General features: G+C 62.7%; 17 protein-coding genes. 6 read left to right on the top strand and 11 right to left on the bottom strand.

Annotation, left to right across the window (positions count from 1 at the left end):
* Positions 1-16: 16 nt before the first annotated feature.
* The 10 genes from EKO19_RS28625 to EKO19_RS39585 form a co-directional block, all read right to left on the bottom strand.
* Positions 17-2,650: a TonB-dependent receptor gene (locus EKO19_RS28625; RefSeq protein WP_129780802.1), complete on the bottom strand. Its 2,634-nt coding sequence runs from the start codon at positions 2,648-2,650 to the stop codon at positions 17-19.
* Positions 2,651-2,782: 132 nt separating this feature from the next.
* Positions 2,783-3,907 (bottom strand): FecR family protein, encoded by a 1,125-nt coding sequence (locus EKO19_RS28620; RefSeq protein WP_157995479.1) that lies wholly within the window; start codon positions 3,905-3,907, stop codon positions 2,783-2,785.
* Positions 3,904-4,506, bottom strand: coding sequence for an RNA polymerase sigma factor (locus EKO19_RS28615; protein WP_129780800.1), 603 nt, complete (start codon positions 4,504-4,506; stop codon positions 3,904-3,906). Before EKO19_RS28615 ends, EKO19_RS28620 begins: the two co-directional genes overlap by 4 nt.
* Before the next feature lie 189 nt (positions 4,507-4,695).
* A complete protein-coding gene (locus tag EKO19_RS28610) occupies positions 4,696-6,273 on the bottom strand; it encodes a tetratricopeptide repeat-containing sulfotransferase family protein (protein WP_129780799.1) in 1,578 nt (525 codons plus the stop codon).
* A gap of 11 nt (positions 6,274-6,284) precedes the next feature.
* Positions 6,285-9,395, bottom strand: a complete 3,111-nt coding sequence (locus tag EKO19_RS28605; protein WP_175597232.1) for a TonB-dependent receptor — start codon at positions 9,393-9,395, stop codon at positions 6,285-6,287.
* A gap of 319 nt (positions 9,396-9,714) precedes the next feature.
* Complete coding sequence (locus EKO19_RS28600; RefSeq protein ID WP_157995478.1) at positions 9,715-10,218, bottom strand: TonB-dependent receptor plug domain-containing protein; 504 nt, start codon at positions 10,216-10,218, stop codon at positions 9,715-9,717.
* 90 nt (positions 10,219-10,308) lie between these two features.
* Positions 10,309-11,688 (bottom strand): M48 family metalloprotease, encoded by a 1,380-nt coding sequence (locus tag EKO19_RS28595; RefSeq protein WP_129780796.1) that lies wholly within the window; start codon positions 11,686-11,688, stop codon positions 10,309-10,311.
* Positions 11,685-12,119, bottom strand: coding sequence for a hypothetical protein (locus EKO19_RS28590; RefSeq protein ID WP_129780795.1), 435 nt, complete (start codon positions 12,117-12,119; stop codon positions 11,685-11,687). Before EKO19_RS28590 ends, EKO19_RS28595 begins: the two co-directional genes overlap by 4 nt.
* Before the next feature lie 4 nt (positions 12,120-12,123).
* Positions 12,124-13,410, bottom strand: coding sequence for a CHASE2 domain-containing protein (locus tag EKO19_RS28585; protein ID WP_157995477.1), 1,287 nt, complete (start codon positions 13,408-13,410; stop codon positions 12,124-12,126).
* Between the two features lie 106 nt (positions 13,411-13,516).
* Complete coding sequence (locus EKO19_RS39585) at positions 13,517-15,010, bottom strand: M23 family metallopeptidase (RefSeq protein WP_175597231.1); 1,494 nt, start codon at positions 15,008-15,010, stop codon at positions 13,517-13,519.
* Positions 15,011-15,177: 167 nt separating this feature from the next.
* On the opposite strand from EKO19_RS39585, the gene EKO19_RS28575 reads away from it, so the two are divergent.
* The 6 genes from EKO19_RS28575 (at position 15,178) to EKO19_RS28550 (ending at position 22,620) form a co-directional block, all read left to right on the top strand.
* Positions 15,178-16,296, top strand: coding sequence for a pentapeptide repeat-containing protein (locus tag EKO19_RS28575; protein WP_175597230.1), 1,119 nt, complete (start codon positions 15,178-15,180; stop codon positions 16,294-16,296).
* Between the two features lie 8 nt (positions 16,297-16,304).
* Positions 16,305-17,015 (top strand): hypothetical protein, encoded by a 711-nt coding sequence (locus tag EKO19_RS28570; protein WP_129780791.1) that lies wholly within the window; start codon positions 16,305-16,307, stop codon positions 17,013-17,015.
* A gap of 406 nt (positions 17,016-17,421) precedes the next feature.
* Positions 17,422-18,588, top strand: a complete 1,167-nt coding sequence (locus EKO19_RS28565) for a hypothetical protein (protein WP_129780790.1) — start codon at positions 17,422-17,424, stop codon at positions 18,586-18,588.
* 17 nt (positions 18,589-18,605) lie between these two features.
* Positions 18,606-20,054 (top strand): cell wall hydrolase, encoded by a 1,449-nt coding sequence (locus EKO19_RS38950; RefSeq protein ID WP_217705670.1) that lies wholly within the window; start codon positions 18,606-18,608, stop codon positions 20,052-20,054.
* Between the two features lie 9 nt (positions 20,055-20,063).
* Positions 20,064-21,827 carry a peptidoglycan-binding domain-containing protein gene (locus EKO19_RS28555; RefSeq protein ID WP_129780789.1) on the top strand — a complete coding sequence of 588 codons (1,764 nt, stop codon included), beginning with the start codon at positions 20,064-20,066 and terminating at the stop codon, positions 21,825-21,827.
* Positions 21,828-21,858: 31 nt separating this feature from the next.
* Complete coding sequence (locus EKO19_RS28550) at positions 21,859-22,620, top strand: M15 family metallopeptidase (protein ID WP_175597229.1); 762 nt, start codon at positions 21,859-21,861, stop codon at positions 22,618-22,620.
* Positions 22,621-22,637: 17 nt separating this feature from the next.
* Here EKO19_RS28550 and EKO19_RS28545 read toward each other — a convergent pair whose 3' ends face one another.
* Positions 22,638-24,239, bottom strand: a complete 1,602-nt coding sequence (locus EKO19_RS28545; RefSeq protein WP_217705669.1) for a carboxylesterase/lipase family protein — start codon at positions 24,237-24,239, stop codon at positions 22,638-22,640.
* Positions 24,240-24,252: the final 13 nt, after the last annotated feature.

Here is a 24,252-nt window from a genome sequence, read left to right as displayed (position 1 = left end):
CACCCTGAAAGCGCGATCAGTGCCAGTCGTACTCAAACTGGATGCCATATGTGCGAGGCGCCGCCGCGCTGTACATCATCACGATGTCGGACGGGAACAACACTTCGGCGTACTTCTCATTGGTGAGGTTCCTGGCCCAGACCTTGGCACTCCACTGCCCTTGCGTCGGCGTGTAGGTCACGGAGGAATTCACCAGGGTGTAGCTCGGATGAACGTTCAGGCCCTGAGTGTCATGGTTGCGCTTGCCGTGATAGGTCGCCGAGCCCGTCAGCGAAAAGGTGCCGAACCGGGTAGGCACTTCATAGCTGGCGCTCGCGGTTCCCATGACCTTCTCGGTGTACTGAACCTGGGCACCGGTGCCGTCGATACCGACCGTCCGCCACGTGATGCCGTTGGCATTCGGCACGTACGCGATCATTCCTTGATAGTCGGTGTACTCGGGGTCCAGATACTCGAAGGCCGTGGACAACGTCAGGTTCTGAGTGGCCCGCAGCGTGAGGTCCACATCGATGCCCTGATAGCGACTGCTGGCCGCGTTCGACAGCGATTGCGTTCCCCCGATGTTCCGCGAGACCACCACGTTGTCGACGTTGTAAAGAAACAGCGACGCATTGGCGCGCAGCCGGCTGTCGAACAGCATCGCCTTCACGCCGACCTCGTAAGCATCGACCGTCACCGGCTCCAACGGGGGATTCGCGGACGTGTTGGCCATGTTGTAGTAGGCGCTCTGGAAGCCCGTGGCAAACGACGCATAGCCCAGCACGTCGTCGCGCAAGTCGTGTTCCAACACCGCTCGATAGGTCACTTCGTCCCACGTGCCCTTGGGTCGCGGATTGGCCGCCGCTGCCGTGCTGAGAACCGGCACATAGACATCCGGCGCGGCCACGCTGTTTCTGACCGCCGGTGCGCCCTCGATGCTGCGGTCGTCCCTCGTGTAACGCACACCCAGTGTCGCGCGCGTATGGTCGGCAAACAGCGGCGCCGTCATTTCGGCGAACGCCGAATAGGATTCGGTGCTTTGCTCGTTGCTGATGATCGTCTTCACCACTCCCGTGGGCGGAGCGGTGCGCTGGTCGGTTCGGCCCTCGTTGCCCGCCTCGTTGAACAGCACGAACACGCCGCCGATCCATTTGATGGTCGAGTTGGACGGCGACAGCAATTGAAACTCCTGCGTCGTCGCGTTGCTGTAGATCGAGCCGCCCGTGCCCGGCTTCAGTCCCGCCACCTGCCCGACCGCCGGCGTGTCCGGCAGATACGGCACGCTGAAAGCATAAGGAATATTGGTGTTGGCCCGGTCCTCGCGATACGCCGTGATACTGACCAGCTGCGCCCAGGAGAAATCGTGCTCGATCTTCAGACTGGCGCCGGACGAGCGGGACTCACGCAATCCCGGCGGACCGTACGAGTCGTAGTACCCGCCGACGTGCGACGGACCGATCGTAATGAACGGATAGACGCCGCGCGTGAATGCAAACGTGCCTGGGTTTTGACCGAACGCCCAGTCCGCGATGAATGTCACCGTCGTATTGTCGCCGGGTGTCCATTTCAACTTGGATCGAGCCGAGTAGCTCTCCTCGGAGATGTAAGACGGCGATCCGTCGTAGAGATTCGTGCCCCAGCCCTCGCCCTGCTGCTCCGTCGCGAGCGCGATGCTGCCCGCGAGATTCTCGGTGATGCCGGCCGTCCCGTAGAAGCTCGCCTTCCATGTGTCGAAGTTGCCGTAGCCGATACGAACATTCGCCGCGGGCGTGTGTTCGGGATCTTTGGTCGCGATCGAGATGACGCCGGCCACCGCGTTCCGGCCGAACAAGGTACCTTGCGGTCCCTTGCTCACTTCTATCTGCGCGAGGTTGTCGAGCATCAAGTTCGACGCGGTGCTGTTGACGTAATAGACGCCGTCCACGTAGGTACTGACGCTGGGCTCTTGCCACGGTCCGCCGCCTGGATTGCCCACGGCAAAGCCACGCAGCTGCGCGCCGAAAGCACCCGAGATGCTGATGTAGGTGAGCCCCGGCACGGCCTGCGACAGATCTCTCGCATCGTCGATCTGCAGCAGCTCGATCGATTTCTCGTCGAACGCCGCCACCGTGATCGGCACTCGCTGCACGTTCTCACGACGCTTCTGCGCCGACACCACGATCTCCTGCAATGTGCGCCCCGGCATCGGCGGCTCGGCACTCGCCATCTCTGTCTGCTTCTCTGCCTCCGCCTCCGCGACGCGGGAGCTCGTCGCTTGAGCCAGATGCAAGGTGTTCGCGCTCACGTCGGTCATGGAGTAGGCAACGGGCTCGCTGCCCGGGCGCTTGATCACCACCACCGACGACGGCGTGATCTCATAAACCAGACCGGTGCCGTCGAGCAGCGTCCGGATCGCCTGTTCCGTCGTGAAGTGGCCTTTCAAGGCCGGCGCCGTCTTGCCCGCCACCAGCTCGGCCCGGTAGAAAAGTTTGTAATGCGAGGCGAGCGCCAGCTGTCGCAGCGCCGAATTGAGATCCTGGGCAGGAATATCCAGGGAATAAGTGACGATGCGGCCCAGCGGCTGAATGGCGGGCGCTTTGTTGTCGGCAGCCGTAGCCGCCGAGGCCGTCAGCGCCGCAACGACTGCAATCGAGCAACCGACGACGCTGTTCGTCGACCGTTGAATGAACATGACTTCCCCCTTCGAGATTCATCGAGCGATCTGTGTCGCTGCTGCCAATTAATACGCGCGACGAGGGAAGATCCGGAAAAATTCTCTGTGGCGCGTGGCGCGAGCGGGAGGGAAGAAATCGTCGACGGGCGACTAGCGAGCTCGCAGGCGGATCGTCGACGGCTCCGAGTAATCGACCGCCGTCGGAATCGATGTCTCGATCGCCTCGACGAATGCCTCGGTGTCGCCGGCATCGAACACCCCGTTGACTCGCATGCTGGCGAGCTCCGGATCGACAATCCGAATCTGCAGGTTCGAGTAGCGATTGAGTTGACGGATCGCCCGCTCCAGGGGCTCGTCGTCGAAAATGATCTTGCCTTCGCGCCAGGCGTTCGCCGCCTTCAGGTCGGCCTTGATGAGCGTCGGTGGGCCGTTGCCGGCGACACGCAGCGCCTCGCCCGCGCTCAGCTCGATGACGCCGGCCGGCGCGTTGTTCGAACGTGACGTCCTGGCTCTCGCCGAGGACGGCTCGTGCGGTGCTGCCGCTATCGAATCCTGCGTCGACGCATCCTCCGCCACATCGCCACTGAGCTCCGAGATGACGGCGACGCGCCCCTCGGACATCGCGACGTTGAATTCACGATCGATGTACTCGACGGTGAACTTCGTGCCCAGGGCGACGATGGTCCGCTCCCCCACTTGCACCTTGAAGGGCCGTCCGGCATCGCGCGCGACCGAGAATTCCGCCTGCCCTTCCAGGAGTTGCACGATGCGGGCGTCGCGCGAGAATCGCACCTTCAGGCGCGTATCCGCATCGAGCGCGATGCGTGAATAGTCCTCGAGCTCGATGACCCGCTGCTCGGCGACCTGCGTGCGGTATTCGCCTGGCCGGAATCCGAACGGCGCCCAAACATAGATTGCGCCGAGCGCGGCCAGCAAACTCGCGGCCACGCCCGCCGCTCTCACGTCGTTCCTGCGCCACGCCGAGCGCACCGGAGAGGACCAGCGACGGCTGTTCGAACGACGCGCACGCGCGAGTGCCTGCTCGCGAAACAGCAGCAGCTCGGCGGACTCGCCATGCTTGCCGGCGTCCGTCCAGGCGCGCGCCGCCTCTTCAAAGGCGGTGGCATACAGCGGATCGGCCGAACACCGGCTCTCGAGGTCCGCTTCGTCCGCCTCGCTCCACTCCCCGATGTGACGTCGAATGAACGCCAGCGCGGCTCGCTCTTCGCGATCGGCGGCGGAAGACTGCGACTCGGATCGATCCTGGAAAGTCATGTTCCATCCCGCTGGCGAGCGCATCGAGCCAGATGCACCAATGCCTTCGCCAGCTCCTTCTCGACCGTGCTCACGGATACACCCAACATTTGCGCGACGGCGCTCTGCTTCATGCCCTCCAGGCGCACCAGCATGAACACATCGCGGGCACGCTCACTCAGCTGCGCCAGTGCGGTAGCGACATTGAACAGCTCCTGCTCAACTATCAGTACGCGCTCGGGAACGATTTCCTCACTGGTAATCGATTCCATGGCGCCGGCCGCGCCGATGGTCTCCTCGGTCCACTGCACCGTCGTCCCACGCGTTATCGCCCGCCGGCCGCGATCGCGCCACCGGTTGACGGCCGCGCGAAAGATATAACCCTTGGCTTGTTCGGGCGACTTCCACGTGGCGTGGGCAAACGCCCTTACCAACACGTCTTGCGCCAGGTCCTCGGCTTCATCGGCCGAGCCGCACCGACGTTCGAAAAATTTCACCAGCGCCGGTCGCATCTGAGCGACGATCAGCGGCGCCTCCGACGCTTCGATCTCGGACGCCCCTTGCTCATTGCTATCGGCGATCGGCGCGCGCGCGGACTTGGGCTCGGACGGAGCAGGCATTCTGGAATTCCTCGCCTCGACGCCTCCGTCCTGGTGGAGCAATCGTTGGTTCGCGCAAGAGTGAACCGATCGCAAGCCCGTTTCAAGAGCCGCGGGCGCCGTGCTGATTATGGATTTTCCGGCCTCGTGCGTAGTAGTAGTTGGGAGGCTCTGCCCGCAAGCCGGCGTGGTCGAGCGCTACTGACCGAGTCACGCGCTCAATCTGCTCACCATCGGAGCCAGCCAGCGCTGGTACGGCGCCCACTTGGGCACATCGCGTTTCACCACACCGCCGCGCACCTGAACCGCGCTGGCAGTGACGACGCCACGGCGGCGTGAGCCGATCTCCAGCATTGCCGGATCGAAGGACAGCCCGCAGAATTCCGTCACACGCTTGAGTTGCGCTTCCGGCTCTGTGAGGAGCCGCGCATAGTTCACATCTAATATTCGTCCGGGCAAGAGCGCGTGCCAGTGTTTCATCAGCCCGGCGTATCCGTTGTAGTAGTCGGCCAGTTCACTCAGGTCATAGCTGTACGGGTTCGCATCGGAAAACAGCTCTCGCAGATTGGAAAAGCAGATTTCCACCGGATCCCGAACCATGTGCAGGATCTTTGCACGAGGCAGCGCCTGGGCGATGAAACCGAGGTTCAGAAAATTGGCAGGCAGCTTGTCAGTGAAGTAGCGCGAGCCACCGAGCCGCCAGCCGATGCTGTCGAGATAGCGCCTGCCAGCCACGCCGAAATCGGTGTCGCGGGCTCGTTCCGCAAGCGTCACATCGATTACACCCTTGCAGTGGTGGTCCGTCGCGTAGCGCATCGCGCCGGTGAATTCGTAGAGCTCGCCCAGCGCCGCGACCTCCGGGTGGCCGGCGAGCATCTGCTCCAGCAATGTCGTGCCGGAACGATGCATGCCGACGATGAAGATCGGCGTTGGACCCGCATTCGTCGGGTCGCGAGTCGTGCTGGCAGGTTCGATTGTCGACAATACGTCGAACAACTGTTTTTGTTTGCGAGCGTCGTAGCTCAGCCGCGATCGTTTCGCGCGACAGCCCTGCATCAATGCCGCCCAGGCTTCGTCGTATCGATGCAGATCATCGAGCTCTTTGTGAAGTGCGAACGATAGCAATGCGATGTCGTCCGCGGAGCGTCCCTGGCGTGCCAGCTCTCGCCTGATCGCGTCCACGTGATTGCGCTCGACACTCTGTCGCCGCAATCCAGAACGCAGCCAGTATCCCTGGGCAATTTCCGGTGCCCTGTGGATGGCACGCTCCACATCCCGCCCGGCCTCGTCGAAACGTCCGAGATAGGTGAGGATCTGAGTCCGCGCCAGCAGCGTCGTCGGATAATTCGGGTCGGCCCGGTAGGCTTCATCGAGAAAGGCGATCGCGAGCTCCGGAAGATTCAAATAGGTCAGCTGCGCTCCGGCGGCGATCAATAAGGGAATGGACATTCGGGTGAGCGGCCCGGCCCGCTGGATGCATCCCAGGATCTCTGTCGATCTGTTGAACGTGCGCAGGCGTGGTAGCAGCTCCGCCAGAATCCTCTCATCGGTTGTTCCGCTTCGTGCCGCGGCGAGCGCGAAGCCTTCGGCGCGACGATAACTCCCTCGCAGCGAATACATATAAGACAGCTGCACGAGCGTGTACGGCTCGCCGGGCACCCGCGCAAGAATCCCTTCGTACGCAGCGATCGCTCCATCCCAATCCCCTCTGGCAGCCAGCGCCTCCGCGCTGGCCCAGCTCTCGCGAAGAGATACGGCCGCCGGAAGGCGGCCGTAACTAGAGGTCACTGTCGATTCGCTCAGAAGTTATAAACCAGCGAGAACTGGAATTCCCGCGGCGACTGGAATGCCCGGGGCACGAGATAGGTGCTGGCCGGCGTGCCAGTGGCAGGATCCTCCGCGCGGTCTTCAACCGCCACGGCTTCCTGCTTGTTGAGGATATTGAATATATCCATCTTCGCCGTCAGCCCCTCGGCCCAGCGCGGCGTGTACGCGAAGCTCAGATCGATCGTGTAGGTCCAAGGCAACCGGCCCGCCGTGCCGCGCGGCCTCGGCTCCGATGGACCGTCGACGCCACCCGCCTCCGTGGTGCCACAGCGGAAGAAGGCCGGACCGTAGCCATGCACTTCGCCGTGATACGGATACAACACGCCGAGGCAGTTCTTCGGCCGCCCGGATTGCACCAGCAAATTGGTGCCCACCGCCAGTTCGTCCGTGATCGCGTAGCTGCCGAACACCTTCAACGAGTGACGACGATCGTTCGGCAGATAGCCGTACGAATCCACGCCGAGCTCGCGGTAATCGAAGTCCTGAGTCACGCTGGTATCGTCCTGACCGATGTCGGACTTGACGCCGCCTTCGGTGTTGCCCTTGCTGTAAGCCAGTGTGTAGGACGCCTGCACGAACGTCTGATCCCAATTGCCGTTCCAGAACAGCTCGAGCGCTTTATAGCTGCGACGAGCCTTCGACGACAGCAGATTTCCGTTCACCCGCGTCTCCGTGAGTGTGCCGGTGTCGTAGAAGTCGGTCATGAAGACCGCGTCCTCGCCGGGGTTGAACATGCGACAGTAAGGAAAGCCGCTGTTCGGCAGGACCGCCTGGCGGCCGTTGCCATCGACCCAGGCTTCCTCTTCCTCATCGAAGGTGAAGCCCGCGCTCGTCAGGATCGGCGTGTAGTCGCAGTTGTCGTCGATGGCGGCTTTCAGATCGCGATAGATCGCACGGGCACCGACATTCTGATGATTGGTGATGCTCATCTGCGCGCCGAGGATGAACTCGTCCTGGTACATCGGCTCCAAGTTCTTTGATGCGATCGTGGCCGGGTTCTTGCCCTCGCCGAATTCGCCGTTGACGTACCGGAACGTCCCTCGCGACGTGAGCCCCGTCGGCGCGCCCGTCACGGGATCGACTCCCGTGAAGTTGTAGTCCTCGCGCGTGAACAATGAAGCGCTCGCGCCGCGAATCGCGACACTCGCCGTCAGCGGCAACGCATATCGGCCGGCGTTGGCGTAGATCTTCATCGACGAATCGCCTCGCACGTCCCAGGAGAAGCCAAGGCGCGGACCGAACTGGTTGTCGATTTCGACATACGACTCGCCCGCGCCATTCAGATTCTTGAAGCTGTCCCAGCGCAAGCCGGCGGTGAACAGGAAATTGTCGGTGATGTTCCAGTTGTCTTCGACGTAGAACGCGCGTTGCTCGACCTTGACGGTGGAGCCTTGGTTGACGATCTGCTCGCGCACCACGTCGACCCCCGCCGCGGTGGTCGAGTAACGCCACTGGCGACCGCCTTCGATCGATTCACCCGCCACGGACTCGAAATCATCGAGATCGTAGCCGAAGCGCACCAGGTGTGCGCCGAGCTGCCACTCCGCATCGATGCGGAACTGGTCGCGTTGATCCTCGGCGTCCTGGCGCTCGATGTTGCCCAGGTTGTCGAACGTGGCTGTGATGTTGCACGTACTCGCATAAGTGCCGGTGATCTCGCGACGCGACGCCGGCCGCGCATCGACGATCACCGGACAGCCGGTGGCAGGCGTGTTGAGATTGCCGCTATAGGCAACACGGCGGCCATCCGCCGTCATCAAGTGCAAGCCTCGCGAATATTCGCCGCGACCATACAAAGCGGACACGTTCAGATCGTCGGTGATGTAGCTGGTGTACTTGGCGACGAAATTGGTGCCGCCGCTCTCTTCGTATTGAGTGCCGACCAGGCCGAGCCGGTCGGCCGCACCGAGCGTGTTCAGATACGCCCTGCTGGTGGTCTCTTCCGAGTCCGAGAAACCGGTCAGCTCGAACGAGTTGGAGTCGTTGATGTGCCAGTCGAGTTTCACCAGCCAGCTGGGCGTCTCGGTCTTGTCGTTGGTATTGTTGGCCTGAGTGACGTTACCCCAACGGTCCTCTTCATGCTCGGCGTATCCGATCAATGCATAGGCGAACAGCTTGTCCTTGACGAGCGCGCCACTCGCCCAGACATTGGCCGTCCACTCGGAAGTCTCCTCCTCCGAGTTGATGGAACGCACCGTGCCGAAGCTGCTGGGCTCGAGACGATTCGAGTACCTGGCATTCCGGGTCTTGCTGCGCATCGCCGCCGGCGACCAGTAGATGCTGGAACCCGACTGGAACTCGTTGGTGCCGCGCTTGGTCGTCTGGCTCACGACGCCGCCCAGCGAGCGGCCGAACTCCGCGCCATAGCCGCCCGTCTTCACCTGCTGCTCGGCGATCGCTTCGAACGGAATCTTGGAAAAATTCAGACCGCGGAACGAGTTCGTCACATTGAAGCCGTTCACGTAATACTGATTCTCGGAGACCGACGAGCCACCGAACGACGGCAGTTTGCCATCCGAGAACGCAGTGTCGCCGCGCACGGCGCCTGGCGCCAGTAGCGCGGCCGACGTCAAATCGCGAGCTACGGGTATTTTCGCCAGCTGCTCCGCAGACAGGACGGTCACCGATTCCGCCGACGAAACGTCGATCGGAGTGACGCGCGCGCCGGTGACGACGACGTTTTCCAACTCGACGACGTTGCTCGCCATTGCAACGAAACTCACCGCGGTACCACCGCCGGCGCTGACCAGCACGCCCTCGCGAACCAAGGTCGTGCCATCGGCATGGCGCAATGTCACTTTATATTTTCCCGGCGACAGCGCGGGCACGCGATACGAACCATCGTTGCCCACGGTAATTTCACGCCGGAACCCCGTCCCATCGCCTTCCACCACGACGACATCTCCCGATGTCGCCTGCCCAAACACGCTGCCGCTGGTACTCTGAGCGAACGCAGCTGGCGTAGTGGCAATCAGCGTGGTGGCAAGCGCGCCGGCCAGACGACTGGCGTTGCGGCGGCCCGCCGATGCATTGACTGTGAGCGCCTGCCGCACGGCCAGCGCGAGTGTGTTTCTCATCAACATGAATTTCTCCTGGGCAATGTTCTTTTGAATTGCCACGCGAAAAACCCATCGCTGCGAGACGATGGGAGTCTGCGTCGTTGATCCTTCCCCGTTGTATTCGTCGCTCTTCTGATCGGCGTGGATGTTTCCTGTGCATGGAGACATCACGACATGCCGGGAGCATACGGCCGCGATTTGCTCGCGGAAAAGCCAGATAACGCAATGATTTTTGCGTTATCTGGACAACGAACGGGGAGGAATATTTCAGGAGTGGCGGGCGCCGATCGACGCAGCTACTCGTAGCGGTACCGCACCTCGATACCGATCTCACGCGGACGGATCAAAACATAGTCGCCGCCGAACGGCAGCGGCTCACACGAACCGCGCCGGCCAGCGCGTTGGCGCCAAACACCGTGCCTTGCGGTCCACGCAGCACTTCCACTCGGTCGATGTCGACGAACCGTGGCGTCGCGTGCTGACCCAGATTGCCGCCACCCTGCGCGCTCATTGGAACTTCACCGAAATAGGTGGCGACGGTCGGCGGTGTGCCACCGCCACCGGGAGAGATGCCGCGAATACGGATGGTGGTGTCGCCCGGGCCCGCGTCCTCGTAGTAGACGCCGGGTACGCTGCCGAGAATGTCGGCGTACTGCGTGATGCCCTTGGACTGAATGTCCTGCGCAGTGATCGCGGTGACGACGATCGGGACATTGAGCAACGGCTCCGGGTGCTTGGTCGCCGTGACCACCACCTCTTCCAACTGAAACCCGCCATCGGTTTCAGCGGCCGTGGCCAGGTTCACCCATCCTGGAACAGCCGCCAGCAACGCCAACGAAATGCGCATCGTCATCCTCCCCGCCCGTTATGCGAATGAAGTTCTGGGCAGGCTTGGGACTGGGTCAGCTTCGGTCTCCTCCCCCCGGGCGGGTAAAGATCATTCCCCCGCCTGGCATTGGCCGGACAGCAGGTCCAGCTTCATGCAGCTCAGCTGCATCCCGGTAATCTCGAATTCCATGGCGTTGGACACGGAGATGTTGCCGGCCGCATGCTCGGCGTTCTGCTGGCGCTTGTAGCTGCGAAGCAGGAGTGGATAGAACAAGGCACTGAAGTCATAGCCTTCGCGGATTTTCCTGGCGAGGGCATAGGCACCCGGCACGTCGCGCACCTGGTCCCGATACATCAACGGTCCGGAAAGAAAAATGAGTGGCGCGTCTGTCGCGAGCAGCAGCGGCTCCGCCACCTGCAGGCCCTCGGTCGCGTGACCGGTCTGCGTCCAGACCCAACTGGCCAGCACGCGAGTGGGCACCTGCCACTGCGCCGGCGGCCCGGGAAGCTTCGACACCAGCGCACTCGCCTCCTGACCCCGCCCCAGCTGCAACTGTTCGTACGCCTGGTTCGCCAGTCGGATCTCCTTCAGCCGGCTGCTGCGCTCCAGATCGACTCGATATCGATCCAGCAGGGTGCGCTCATAGGGACGTATCTTCGTGTTGCCATGACATTTCTCCCAGGCCTCGCTCACCTCGGTGAGCCGCACTTCCGCCAACGGATGCCTGAGTCCCAGCTTCTTACCGAGATTGCCGAACAGAACCTTCGGATCGATCTGATAACGCTTCTGCTTTTCGTTGATGGGCTCCGAGGTAATCCATTTCTCGGACTCCGGCGCCTTGGTGCCGATTTTCTCGATCAGGTCGCGCATCGCATAAGGCTTGTAGCCGGCGCTCGCCAGCAGTTGCATGCCAACCCGGTCGGCTTGCAACTCCTCCTTCCTGTTCCAGAAGGGAGCAACCACCGAATAGTTCGCCAGATCCGCGGCCGCGAAGGGCACGACGTTGCCTCCGGCGACGGCCGCCACCGTCATGCCGACATTCGTCAGCCCGCTGAACCATTTCGAGCGATCGGTCGACAACGAATGTTTCAAGAGCACATGGGAGATCTCATGAGCCAGCAGCGCGGCGATCTCGTCATCGCTCTGCAACCAGTCGACGACGCGCCAGCTGACGTAAATCGCGCCCACGGGATCGGTGTATGCCACTTCCTTTGGCGAATCGATCACATACACTTTCAAGCCGGTGACTCGCGTCGGCCACTTGGCGAGCAGGCGCGCGGCAATCTCGTTGTAGTAGGCGTCGAGCTCGGGGATAGAGAGAACTCCAGTGGAGTCCAACTGCGACAAGGCGAGACGGTGCTGGCCGGATTCGGCGTTGAAGGCCATCTCTGCTTGCGGCGCGGGTGCGCAGTCCGTCGCGGCGAGCACGCAGCTACTCGTGACAAACGCCCCGATCAACCCTGCGACTGCCGTCCACGGCGCGCTCATGGGCAGACTCGCTTGAACACCCGGACCGACGAAGCACCCGAGGCCGTAGTGCACAGACGCCGGTCGCCACCACGTTCCGTCATGGGCACCAATGCTGCGGAAGGAGTGCACGTCCCCTCTTGCGTACGAACGTTCGCTGGACTCACATACAAAGGAATCTCGCGTCCGTCCTTCCGCAACGTCACTCGATAGCGCGTGCCATCGCTGGTGAGTTGCGCCGGGATGCTATCGCTGTTCCGGTCCAGCAAACAAAAGATCTTGCCGAGCTCGTAGCGCTTGCCGTCGTCGTCCAGGAGCACGATCGATTTGTTGTCGACGAATCCGAGCAACAGCACGTCGCCCCCTGGAACGATGTCCTCGGCCGATACCTGGGGCACACCTGCAATCATCACGGTCGCCATGAGCACTATCGATGCCGAACAACGCTTCATGACATCAACCTCCATTGGAACGCCGCAGAATGTAGGGGGAGAACAGCAAGACCAGCGCCAACGACCAGGCGACCTGCTGGCCCAGCGGCCACCTGAGGGACTGCTGGATCAGCAGACTGGTGCCGACCAGCACAGCCAGAAACAACGCAGTCTTTCCCAGGCCTGCCGCCCTCGACTGAGTTGCCGGCAGGAAAGGGACGATGAATGCAAACAGACACATGAGCGGCAGCATCACTAGAAACGGATGCCGTGGGATCAGCGGCACACGTTCACCCGCGGCGAGCAGGTTCTCGAGCGCGGTGGCATGGAACGCCACCGCCGGCATGTCCGGCCCGAACCGCGGGGACTCCAGATCGTTCGGAAGATGGGTTCCGATGAGCCAGATCCGCTCCCCGGCCCATTGTCGGAACATTTCCAAACCAGCGGCATCCGCTGCAGCCAGCTCGTGCGCGGGGATCGAACGAAACGGCGCGCATCGATTGGCCGCCTCGTCGTCGATCTCACCCAGCGAGGTGATGATCCGCAGCGCGCGTTCCCAAGCGATCGTCGCCGGGCGTTCCGAAACATTGCAGGCAGCTTCCGCCCCTCCGACCGTCGGCCACCTGAGCAGCATGGGCGTCGTATCCGGTTCCGTCGGAAGTTTCGGGCACCGCCTGCTCGCGCAGTAAGTATTGGCGAGCTCGAGTGCCACGGTCGGTCGGGCATTTCTGTCTTTGTCCAGCTCCCACAAGGAGTACGCGCCTTCACGCCGGCTCAGATTCGTTTCATTGACGACGAACAGATCGCGCACGCGTGGCGGCGGGGCGAGCACGGGATGAGCGGCCGTCCCATTGCCGATGAACACCGGGACCGGACCAGGAATTTCCGCGCCGTCCAGACTGACGCCTCGCCGCAACGCTTCGGCCGCCGCGATCACCTCGGCATCGGCACCGTCATTGCTCAGCGAGGTATTGAGAAATACAGCCGTTGCACCAATCCGGCTCGCGGCATTGAGCAGTTGCACGAGGTTGCGCGGCGGGACTTTACTGAAGTGGCTGACCTGCCAGCGTCTCAATGTTTCTTCGTCGATCAGAATCAGACCGATCCGGTCGCGCGCGGCTGCCGGATAGAACGGCGCTGAAACATAGTCGTAGCTGTCCGCTACCCCGCCGCCCAGCAGCGTTTCATAAGCGAACAGCAGCAGAATGAGCAATGCGAACAGCACGCCCCGCTGCGATCGCTCCTTGAGGAAAGCGGCAGCGGAGGACGCGCCGGCGATGGACTGCACAGAGGTTCCCTGAGCTTGCGCCATCGCCCTCTCCCTGTCATTTTTTTGAAATATTCCAGGACGCGTCCGAGATTGCGAAATGGAATCTATTGGCTGGCGCGGCGCACTGTCAACGCCCGCTGTGGCGAGCTCACTTCTTTTCGAACTTGACGATCTCCCCATCCGCCGGGATCGCGAGAGTGCGCGTCTCGGACTTGCCGAGCTGCGCCTTGATCTCCTCGCCTTCTATTTGCGTAGAGCCCTGCACTTCGAAGCTGGGCAAGGCATAGGGAAAGCCTTCGGCCGCCAGCGGCTCGGGAGAATTGGACAGGTGGAAATGCAGATGCGGCTCGGTGGAATTGCCGGTGTTGCCGACCAGACCGATCACCTGGCCGCGGCGGACTTTGTCACCAACTTTGACCCGCAGCGAACCCGGCTGCAGATGCGCGTAGAACGCATACAGCCCGCCACCCACGTCGAGCTGGACGAAATTGCCGCCGACATTCGCGAGCGTGATGGGCTGAGCGCGCGAGTCGATGCCGGGCACATTGTTCGGAATACCATCCAACACCGCCGCGACGACGCCATCGGCGACGGCCAATGCGTCATGACCGAAGGCGTAGTAGTTCTTGTTGTCTTTCGGATCGCCGCTGTAGGTCTTGCCGTCCTTGCCCACCTGCACCCAGTCGATGGCAAAGCGCTGCGCGATGGCGGCGTGACCGTCGATCGGGATCAACGCGCGACGGTGACCGGACGTATTGGAGGGACCGTTGGCCGCCACCCAGTGATCGCCGCTCAACGGCGCGCTGATCAGCAACGAATTTCTGGCCACCGCCAGCGGACGCAGCTGGACGTCGAGCGCCTCCGGGTAGTCGCCCAGTTTGACCTTGAAGCGATTGCTCAAGCGGGCCGGCGCGTCCTGCAATCGATCGAAGGTGACCCAGACGAAAATGACCCCGGCCTGCTGCGCTTCCAGCAGCGTCTTCTCATTCGCCTTACGCGGCATCATGCCTTCGAGATCGGCCTGGCTGAATCTCGCCAGCACTCGCGAGCCGTCGTCCGCATCGATCACTTCGAGAGAGGACAGCGACAGATCCCACTGGCCCATGTTGGTGACATGCAGCTCGTAAGCCAGATGTGCCTTGCCTCCCGCGCTGAAGGCGGTCGGCGCGAGCGGCACGTTCACATCCATCGCGACGGTGAACGGCTTGGTGGTGGGGCCCTTCTCCCTGGCCGGGGCGGCCGTCTGCTCGGCAGCACTGCGCTTGAACGATAACGGCTGCTCGGGCACGCCCTTTTGCCGCCAGGTGCCAGTGATGCCATCCCCGCCGGCCTCGAGCTTGCCTTGATACACCCCGCCCACCGGCTTGACCTCGAAACGAATCGAGTCCGCCGTCAGGGCGAGCGCATCGGCCGAAAAATTGGCGCCCTGTTCCACGCTGCTCATGGCAGCGACATACTCGCCGCCACTCAGTTGCTTCACAGTGAGCACCAGGTGCAGCCTGGCATTGCCGCCGCCCAGCTCGCCGGCCCAGACACCGACCAGCGGATTGCTCACCGCCGCCTGCACATGGAATGTCCAGGCGGAAAGCAGACTGGCCAGGGTAAAAACCGCCCCCCACAGGTGGGGCCGACCGGAATACATGGGTACTCTCATCTTGAGACTTCCGCGCAATGTGACGTATGACACTTCAGTCACATCCTACCGCCTTCGGAGGTCGCCGAGGTGTCGCGACGCAAGTAACGCGACTGCGGCCTGCAGTCCATATAAGATGTTTCGCGGGGATCATAAAAGGACGTATGCAGACGCCCATGAAGAAGAACACCCTCGCCTTCGTCAGCTTCCTCGGCATCCTGGTAGTCATCGGGGTGGCACATTTCCTTCTCGATCGGCTGGGCGCCGGCATTCTGAGCGCCGTACTGCTGGCCGCGTGGCTGCTGTGGTTCGTTCCGAAGTGGCAGGTCGACGGTCACGCGGCTGTGATCGCCCCGGAGGATCGACCCGAAACCGAAAATGAGTTTCGGCGCACGATGGTGCAGTTGGTCGGCGGAGCCGCGGTGCTCGCCGGTCTGTTCTTCACGTGGCAACAGCTGGTCGCGACGCGCGAAACGCTGCAGCTCGCGCAGTCGGGGCGAATCAGCGATCGCCTGTCCCGGTCGATCGAGCAGTTGGGCAACGTCAGCATGCACGTACGCTTGGGCGGGCTGTATGGTTTGCAGCGGGTGGGTATCGAGTCCTCGCACGATCGGGCCGTGGCCCGGGAGATCCTGGCGGCATTTGTTCGCACCTCACGCACCAAACCTCCTACGGAAGCAGGCGGTTGCCCCGCGACGGAACGACCGAGCGCTGAGAATCGCTGTGACGACCTGTCGACCGGCGGCTGCGAGGACGTACGAACGGCGCTGAATCTGGTCACCGCTCTGAACAAGGAGGCCGCCGACGGTGCCGCCGTCGACCTTGCTCGCGTCGACCTTCGCTCGTTCTCTTTGCCCGACGTGGCGCTCCCCGGCGCGATCTTCTCGGATGCGTGCCTGCGTCGGGGCAACTTCGATCGCGCCGACATGAGCGGCGCGAGACTCAATGGCGCGGAGCTGATCGCTTCCTCGCTTCGAAACACCAAGCTGTCGGACGCCAATCTCTCGTTCCTCGCGATCGCCACGACCGACATGTCGGGGGCGCAACTGCAGGGCTCCGATCTCACCGGCGCGGAGATGAACCAAGTCACCCTGACCGGTGCGAATCTTTCCAAGACGAAATTGATCAATGCGATTTTGAGCAGCGTCGGATTGAAAGATGCGGTGCTGACCGGGGCGGATCTGCGCGGGGCGAATCTCGGGGATGTCGAAGGATTGACCAACGATCAACTGCAGGGGACGACCATGGACGATACGACCATCCTTCCGGCCTACCTCAGCGGCGCGGCGCGCTAGGCACGATCATGGACAACAGTCGTCGCAACGTAATACGGCTCGGCGCGTTGATGTTTCTGTCATCGACTGCGTTCGCCGCCGGGGTGGAGAAAAAAGTCGCTCAGGATCTGGTCAGCGTCTTCGTCGATCAAAGCGGCACCGAGGCGCAAGGCGACTGGGTGATGGGCGTGCTGCTCGTGAAATCGCCCAAGGCCCAGGGCGCGGTGATCCGTGCGGCGCGCGCCAGAACGAACTTTCGACGCGACATCAAATTTCAACGGTGCGACCGGCGCCGGATACCGTTCGTGGAGACGCTGTTTCCCGCTGTGGTCGCGGATCAGAGCCTGTTGTTCTGGCCGTTTCACGTACGACCCGTGCAGGAGACGGCGTCCATGGAACGTCAGTTGGCAGGTCACCTCCGACGTATGCTGCACGCCTTTGGGGCCAGCGGCGCGCGAGAGTTTGTCATGCGTGCGTCCAAGAGCGACGTTGTCGCAGCCTATCTGCGAGAGGAATTCCCGACCGCTTCGCACAGCGTGTCGACATCCGCGCTCAAGCGACACTCGGATCACGACGACCTGTTGGGACTGACCGACCTTCTCACCGGATCCGCGCGCAGACTGTTGAAACTCGAGACGTCCCAGCCCAAACCCAATACCAAAGATCTGATTGCCCGCAAACTAATGTCGACTATACAAACGAAGGGAAACGATGCGCGCGTGCGCCTGATAGAACGTTAACAAGAGAGGAGCAGGGCCGACGCGCCGTAACAGACGTAACATAGCTACGATGAGGACGCGTCGACCCGCGAGCGCATCTTGTCACCTGAGTGACGAGTTGGCAAACCAACGGCGGCGGGCGGCCTGTCAAAATTTTCGACGAACCAAACGTTTCGTCGCAATGTCAGCCAAGAAACATTTGCAGCGGAGCGCGAACCTGTTACTTTGTAGATAAAACAAAGGGACGATACGGTCACCGCCGCGGTGATCTCGCAATCGTCGACAGGGAGAGCACATGAGTGCGGCGTCTTGGCGATGGCCCCTGGACCGAAGGCGAATCGCGAGCAGTCCGCGGGCTGCAGTGCGATTTGTGACAATTCTAGCGGTCACTCTGAGCCTCGGCGGATGTGCCGCGTTCAGACCCCAGGTGTTTTCCGATAGCCTGCATCCCAACAAGAAACAACCTGACACCGGGATTCCCAAAGACTTTGCAGGCGTGGAACATGACATTCTGTCGGTGCAACGCCGTTACATCGGGTCGGTCGCCAGTCTGTCGCAGCTGTCGGCGGGCACGAGCGCCGCGCTGATTGGAATATCCGCATTCGGGCTGTTCAAAGGATTGACGGACGGCAGCAGCAAGGACATCGCCGCCGCCGGTGTGCTCGGCACCGCGACCTGGGCAGTCGGCACCACTTTCACCTCCAAGCCCCGCCAGAGAATATATCTTGCGGGTGCCGCCGCCCTGGGCTGTGCCGTCAGTACCGCCAAACCCTATGACAAGACCACCGCCTGGCAGGACGAGCTCAACCGCGATTTAAAGGCCTCGGCGCTTGCATCCGAAGAGTTGCGCAACTGGCAAGAGAAGTACGCTCCGCTCACTGTCACAGTAACGCTGGAGGCAATCCAGGCGGCGGTTCCGCAAACCGAAGAGTGCAAAAAGCCGGTGGAATGCCCGGAACTCAACGGCACTACGTTTCGAGTCGAGGGCGCAAAGGTATGCGAGCTGCTGCGCGCCGATCGGGAAAAGAAATGCGCGCCACGAGGCGGACGCAAGCAATCCACGGTGCCGCCTTCGCCCGAGCTCATGTCGGCGTACGAACGAGCGGGCCTGGAGCGGACTCGCGTGAAGGCGGCGCTCGAGACTGCCCGTGAGACAGCGAATTCCGTGCGCGAAGCCGCGACCAATCTGTGGAATCGATCGGTACAGATCCAGACCCAGGTCAGCAGTGAGGTGCTCTCGACCGAACCGGATGCCGACACCGTGCTCAACACGGTCAAGGGCCTGTCCGACAGGATCATCCCGCCACCGGACGTGTGGAAGGCGCAGAGCGGTTACAAATCTTCCAAGATGGGCCCCTCGCCGAAAGAACAACAGGCCATCGCGGAGCTCGAACCCCTGCTGATCAGAAGCTTCCAGGCGCGTGTGAATGTCGAAAGCAAAGTGGCGCAGACCCAGCCGAGCCGTGACAACCAGGGAATCGCGGCCTGCAGGTTCGTGCCGCCTTCGACCCAGCAGAATGCGGCGGCCGGCACGCAAACGCCCGCCACCGCCGGGACCGACCAGTCCCTCGCCCAGGACACGATTCCGAACTGAGGCGGAAGATTTCGCCCATGCCGACACGCTTCGAACATTTGCGAGCTCTGCGACAGCAGCTGACTCACGTGATCTCGGCGGGCGCCGAGGCGCAGGCGCAGGCGCAGGGACGTGCCATCGGGCTGCATGGCGAGGTCTGCGGCGACCTGCATTGGTTGCAACAGTCGGTCGATCGAACAACCATTGCCAGCGGCTGCGCGCTGACCCTTGGCTTCGATGACGACTGCGCCGGACATCGATTGCCACGCACCTTGCTGTCTCCATTGGATGGCTCCTCCATACCGGTTCGTTCCATTCGCGGGGGGTTCGCCGGCCGCTCGCACGCCGCGTGGGTGCAAGTCCGCAACGTCTCGCATCCTTCGACACCGCCGTCGTTCGGCACTCTTGGCGCCATCTTGAGGCACCGTGACGATCCGAGACGATTGTTTGCTTTGACCGCCGGCCACGTACTGGCCGCCTCCGCAACCACTCGAGCCCAGGACGAAGTCTCCCTCGACGATGGCAACACGCCGATGCACGGCCGGCTGTTCGACTGGGCGCCGAACTTCGGTCGGGCTCAACCCGAAAGCAGCATCGATGCGGCGCTCGTGCAGATCGACGCGTCGGAACTGCGGGAACTGAATCGACAACAGGACGAATGGCCGCGCGGCGCGGTCGATCCGTTCGGCGATCATCGACTGCAGTTGCGCACTCAGGGCCAGATATTCCATGGCCACAGCCAGCAGTACATGTCCTGCCGCCTGTCGGTGGGCCGGATACAACCCATCGTCTATACCATCAAGGACGCACTGTGCTGGAGCGCCACGCCCGGATTTCGGGGCGGCGACAGCGGCGCTCCCATCTGGAGCTCGAACGACGAGTTGGTCGGAATCCACGCCGGCTCGGCTCCCGATGGCGCCGACCGGAACGCGGTGGCGATTCCCATTGGACGCATCTTGCGATGGGCCAATGCACGAGTCGTGTGTCGAGGCGAAGAGCTGATCCGCCCTCCGGTCCCGGTCAGCAGCGAGACCATGTCGGGCAGTGCGATCGATGCGCCGACGCCGGAGCCTGCCGACGAGCTCAGCGCTCTCGCGAAGACGATGTGGGGCGAGGCCCGCGGCGAAGGCGCCGAAGGAATGAGCGCCGTGGCTCACGTGGTACTCAATCGGGTCGCGCGTCAGACGTATTGGGGCAAGACCGTCGCCGCAGTCTGTCTGCGTCCTTACCAATTCAGCTGCTGGAATACCGACGATCCGAATCGGTCGCAGCTGCTGAAACTCACATCGGCGAACGGCATCTACTCGCTCGCACTACAGCTCGCACAGCAACTCCGGGATCTGGATCCAACGGAACGTGCGCGACAGGATACGACAAGCGGCGCAACTCATTATCACGCTCGCACCATCACGCCGCCGCGCTGGGCGCGTGGACGCACACCCTGCGCCCGCATCCGCAATCATCTCTTTTATCGCGACATCGCCTGAGGCCGCCGCATGGACAGCAGAATCATCGACGTCGCCATCGGCCTGGTCCTGGTGTTCGCGCTGACGAGCCTGCTGGTTGCGACGCTGGTCGAAGCATTCTCCACGATGCGCAAACAGCGGGGCCGCGTCCTGCGACAGGCCATCGCTTCGTTCGTCGGCGACAACTCCACGTTCGCGGAGCAGCTGTTGAATCATCCGCTGATCGTGTCGCTCGCCCCCAGCCCGGAGACCGACGCGAATCGCAAGCCGTCGTACATCAGTGCCGACGTCATGGTCACATCGCTGCTATCCCAACTGACCGCCAGCTACTCCGGCGGGATCCGCCCCTCCTCGCCCGCCGAACTGGTGTCGGCGATCACGACCGGCGGCGTGGCGGCGGCCGGCATCCCCGCGCCGACCTCTTTCGCCACTGGCCTCGCGAGCCTGCTGCCCGGTGTCGAGAACGACTGGCCGGCTTATGAGAAACGCCTGCAGGCGTGGTTCGACTCGGTCACCGAACGTTCCACCGGCTGGTACAAGCGCTGGACTCAATCCTGGCTGTTCATCATCGGCCTGCTGGTTGCCGCGGCGGTGAACATCGATCCGCTCGCGATCGCACCTCACCTCTGGAACGATGCAGCGTCGCGCGAAGCCATTGCCAGGCTGGGTGTGAGCGTCAGCGAGCAGTATGAAGCATCGAAGGCGACCGGCACCGAGCAAGCGACGGCCACCGGCCGCAATCAATCTTCATTGCCACCATTGACCAGCCTGCCGCAGCGAACCGATGCGACCGAGGCGGTGGCTCGCGACTATGCGAGACTCACTCAATCGATGTTCGTCGCCATCGAAGCGACGGAAGGTCGGCCCGACGCCATCGAACCCCGGGCGCGTTTGCGCATCCTTCAGTATCTCGATGAACTGCCGGGCCATCTGGATCGCATCCGGATGCGCGACGATGCATCGAGCGCCTACCTGAGCAACCGTGAGAATTCCAGCGCACGCATCGACCAAACATTGGATCAGCTGCGAACATTGATACCACGACGCGAAGCCTATGCTGAGACACATCGTCAGCGCGACGCGCTTGCGTCGAGCATCGCTGTCGAGCGCGTTGCGCTGGCGGCACGCAATGGCGAGCGCGATTTGCAATGCGCGGAGTCCGAGGATCCGGCGGTCAAATCTCTGTGCGTGCGGCTGCGGGACCTGGACAAGCTCAAGGAGACCGGCCTGCCGATCGGCTGGTCGGACGCGGTACTGTCCAATCTGCGCGACCCGAAACCTTGCAAACCGTCGACGGACCATAAGAAACAAACGACCGACTGCGGCCAGTCTCGCACCGGGCAACTGGCCTTGATGTTGCTGGGCTGGATCATCACCGCCATCGCCGTCACGCTCGGCGCGCCGTTCTGGTTCGATATATTGAGCAAAGTCGTGAAGCTGCGCGGCTCGGGTCCCCGCATCGATGGCGACACCGAGCAGGCCAAAGCAAAGCCGTCGGTGAACGATCCATCGACGGCCACCGCTACCAGCATCGCCGCGACCAGTCGCGTTCCCATGAGCGACGCTCTGAATCCGGCCGAAGCGGGCCTGCAGGAACACGAGGTGCGTCGTATTCAGCGCGCGCTGTCGATGCCCGACATTGCTGTCAGCGGTTATTTCGATGCGGCCACGCGCGCCGCCATCAATCAATGGCAAAGCGACCACGGGCAGGACGCCACCGGCGAGTTCACTCAAGCGCAGATCCAGGAGTTGCTGGGGCTGGCGTCGGGAGCGGGGGACGACTATGTCGGCTGATCCGATTCGAGCGCGGTTCCAACCGACACAAATGTTTCGCGTCAACGTGAAACTGAATATTCGCTCGGCCGCGCGCTTGAGCGCGGCCCGCATCGGCCGTGCCGAGCCCGGCACCCGACTGGAGATGCAAGCCGCCCTGCCCGGCGACACGATCAACGGTCAGGGCCAATGGTATGAGCTGATCGCGGGCCAGGGTTTTGTGTGGGGTGGCGGTGTCGTGCGCGACGTCCCGCCTCCCACGCAGCCCGCCGAAGCGGCCGGGCCGGCGCCGGCGGTGAATCGTCGTGCCGACCACACCATCCTGCCGCTGAGCACGACCGACCTGATGAGATTCTTCGGCCAGTTTCGTTTCAGGGAGGCGGCGAAAAAAGGCTTCATCGATATCGAACCGGAATGGATCCGCGAGAACACCGAGCTGATTCCGGTCCCGGCGCTCGCCCAGCTGGACTTTCCAAACATCCGCGTTCACAAGAAAGCGGCCCGGCACTTCGCCGCCGTGTTCGACGAAATCGCCAAGGCGGGCCTCTCCGATCTGCTGCTCAGTTGCGCCGGCACTTTCGTACCCCGGCACATCAGCCGCGACCTCGACAAGCCGCTCAGCTCGCACAGCTGGGGCGTCGCCATCGATCTCAACGCGGAATGGAACGGCTACGGCCAGCGCCCCGCGGCCCGCAACACCCCCGGCTCGCTCCAGGACGTCGCGCCCATTTTCGCCACATACGGCTTCGCCTGGGGTGGCCACTTCGGCACCCCCGACGGCATGCACTTCGAACTGGCGCGCAAGGACGTTTGAACGGGCGGGCAACTCGTCTATTCAGTGGCACAGTGCGCCACCGGCCCCGCGATCACGGGCGCAATCGAACCCGAGCGCCAGTTCCATGACTGCGTGCCGCCGGCCCGACGGCGGCACATGATCTGCTCGTGCAGCTCGAACATGCCGGGCATGAACTGGCTCGACAGCTGCGGAGCGTCGCCGAAAGTCATATATGAGCTGCGCGGTGCGAACGGCGCCCACGACGGCCCATTCGTCGCTGACGGTTGGCCGTCACGCGCGAAGCTGGTCCAGTAATCGAGGATGGCGCCAGCGAGCTGTCGCTCGCCGGTCGTGTTCGGGATCGCCGGCCAGCCGGCGGGAGTGGCATCGAACGTCCCGAACACGAACGGCACTTCGCTGGCATGAAACGCCGTGAGATCCATTGCTGCCGCGTTCGGATAATCGTGATCGAAGTAATAAAGAAAGGAGCGCTGTCCGAGGGCGGCCTGCTTCCGTACCAACCGCTCTGAAGCCCAGCCGAACACCACATCGCGCGTGGCGGCCAATTGGGTCTTGTCCAAATCCCGTGGCGGATAAAGCCGGAGATATTCGTCCGCAAGGTCGCCGTAACGAGCCCTCACATCATTCGCATAGACCGATGCGCTGGCTGGAGCAGGAGGCAACAGGAACCGAAGACCGCGAATCTCGCCACTGGTGAATCCAGCGATCAGCGGCACCGGCGCCTGCTCGCCGCGATCGAATGTATCGACGAGTTGTCGCGGAAGAATCTTGCCATCGATCGTGCCGTACGGCGCGTACCCGGCCACGGCAGTCGCATCGACGAGCTCTCGCGCGCCCATCGCCCGCATTTTCGCAATGCTGGAAGCACCGAGCTTGGTGGCGAGCGCGGCGCCGATGCTCTCGGCCGACTGCTCCTCGTATCGTGCCTGTCGCAATTCCGGCATCGTGAACAGATAACCGCTTTGCACGATTGCCCGCTCGAAGAGACCGTGCGCCGCCGGCGATGCCAGCAGATACTCGACACTCAAGGCCCCGGCCGACTCGCCAAATATCGTGACATTGCCCGCGTCACCGCCGAACGACGCGATGTTCTCCCGCACCCAGCGGAGCGCGGCGATCTGATCCAGCAATCCATAATTTCCAGAAACATCGTCCGCCGACTCCTTGCTGAGCTCGGGATGGGCGAGATAGCCGAGAACACCCAGACGGTAGTTGATGGATACGAGGACGACGCCTCGCTGGGCGAACTCGCGTCCCGAGTACATCTTGGACTGTGCCGAGCCCCAAATGAGAGTGCCGCCGTGAATCCAGACCATGACCGGGGCATTGCGCGCATCGACAGGCGCGGTGACATCGAGCGTCAGGCAGTCTTCATTCATCAGCACTTTCGGACCCCGGTTGTACGGGCCTGGTGCCATCGCAGGCTGCACGCACGCCGCACCGGCCTGCTGGACCGTACGAACTTCGTTCCATCGAGGCATCGGCGCAGGAGGACGCCAACGACGCTCGCCTGTAGGCGGCAACGCATAAGGGATCGCGCGAAAAACATTCGCATCTCCCTCGCGCACACCGCGCACGCTACCAGCCGGCGCGTTCACAACAGGCGACGCCTCGTTCGTCTCAGGAGCGGGCGGCATCGAGCAGCCGCAG

The organism is Peristeroidobacter soli (assembly GCF_004138485.1).
Lineage (GTDB): Bacteria > Pseudomonadota > Gammaproteobacteria > Steroidobacterales > Steroidobacteraceae > Steroidobacter > Steroidobacter soli.
The sequence above is the reverse complement of the archived record's forward strand: the minus strand, read 5'-3'. Positions and strand labels throughout refer to the sequence as shown.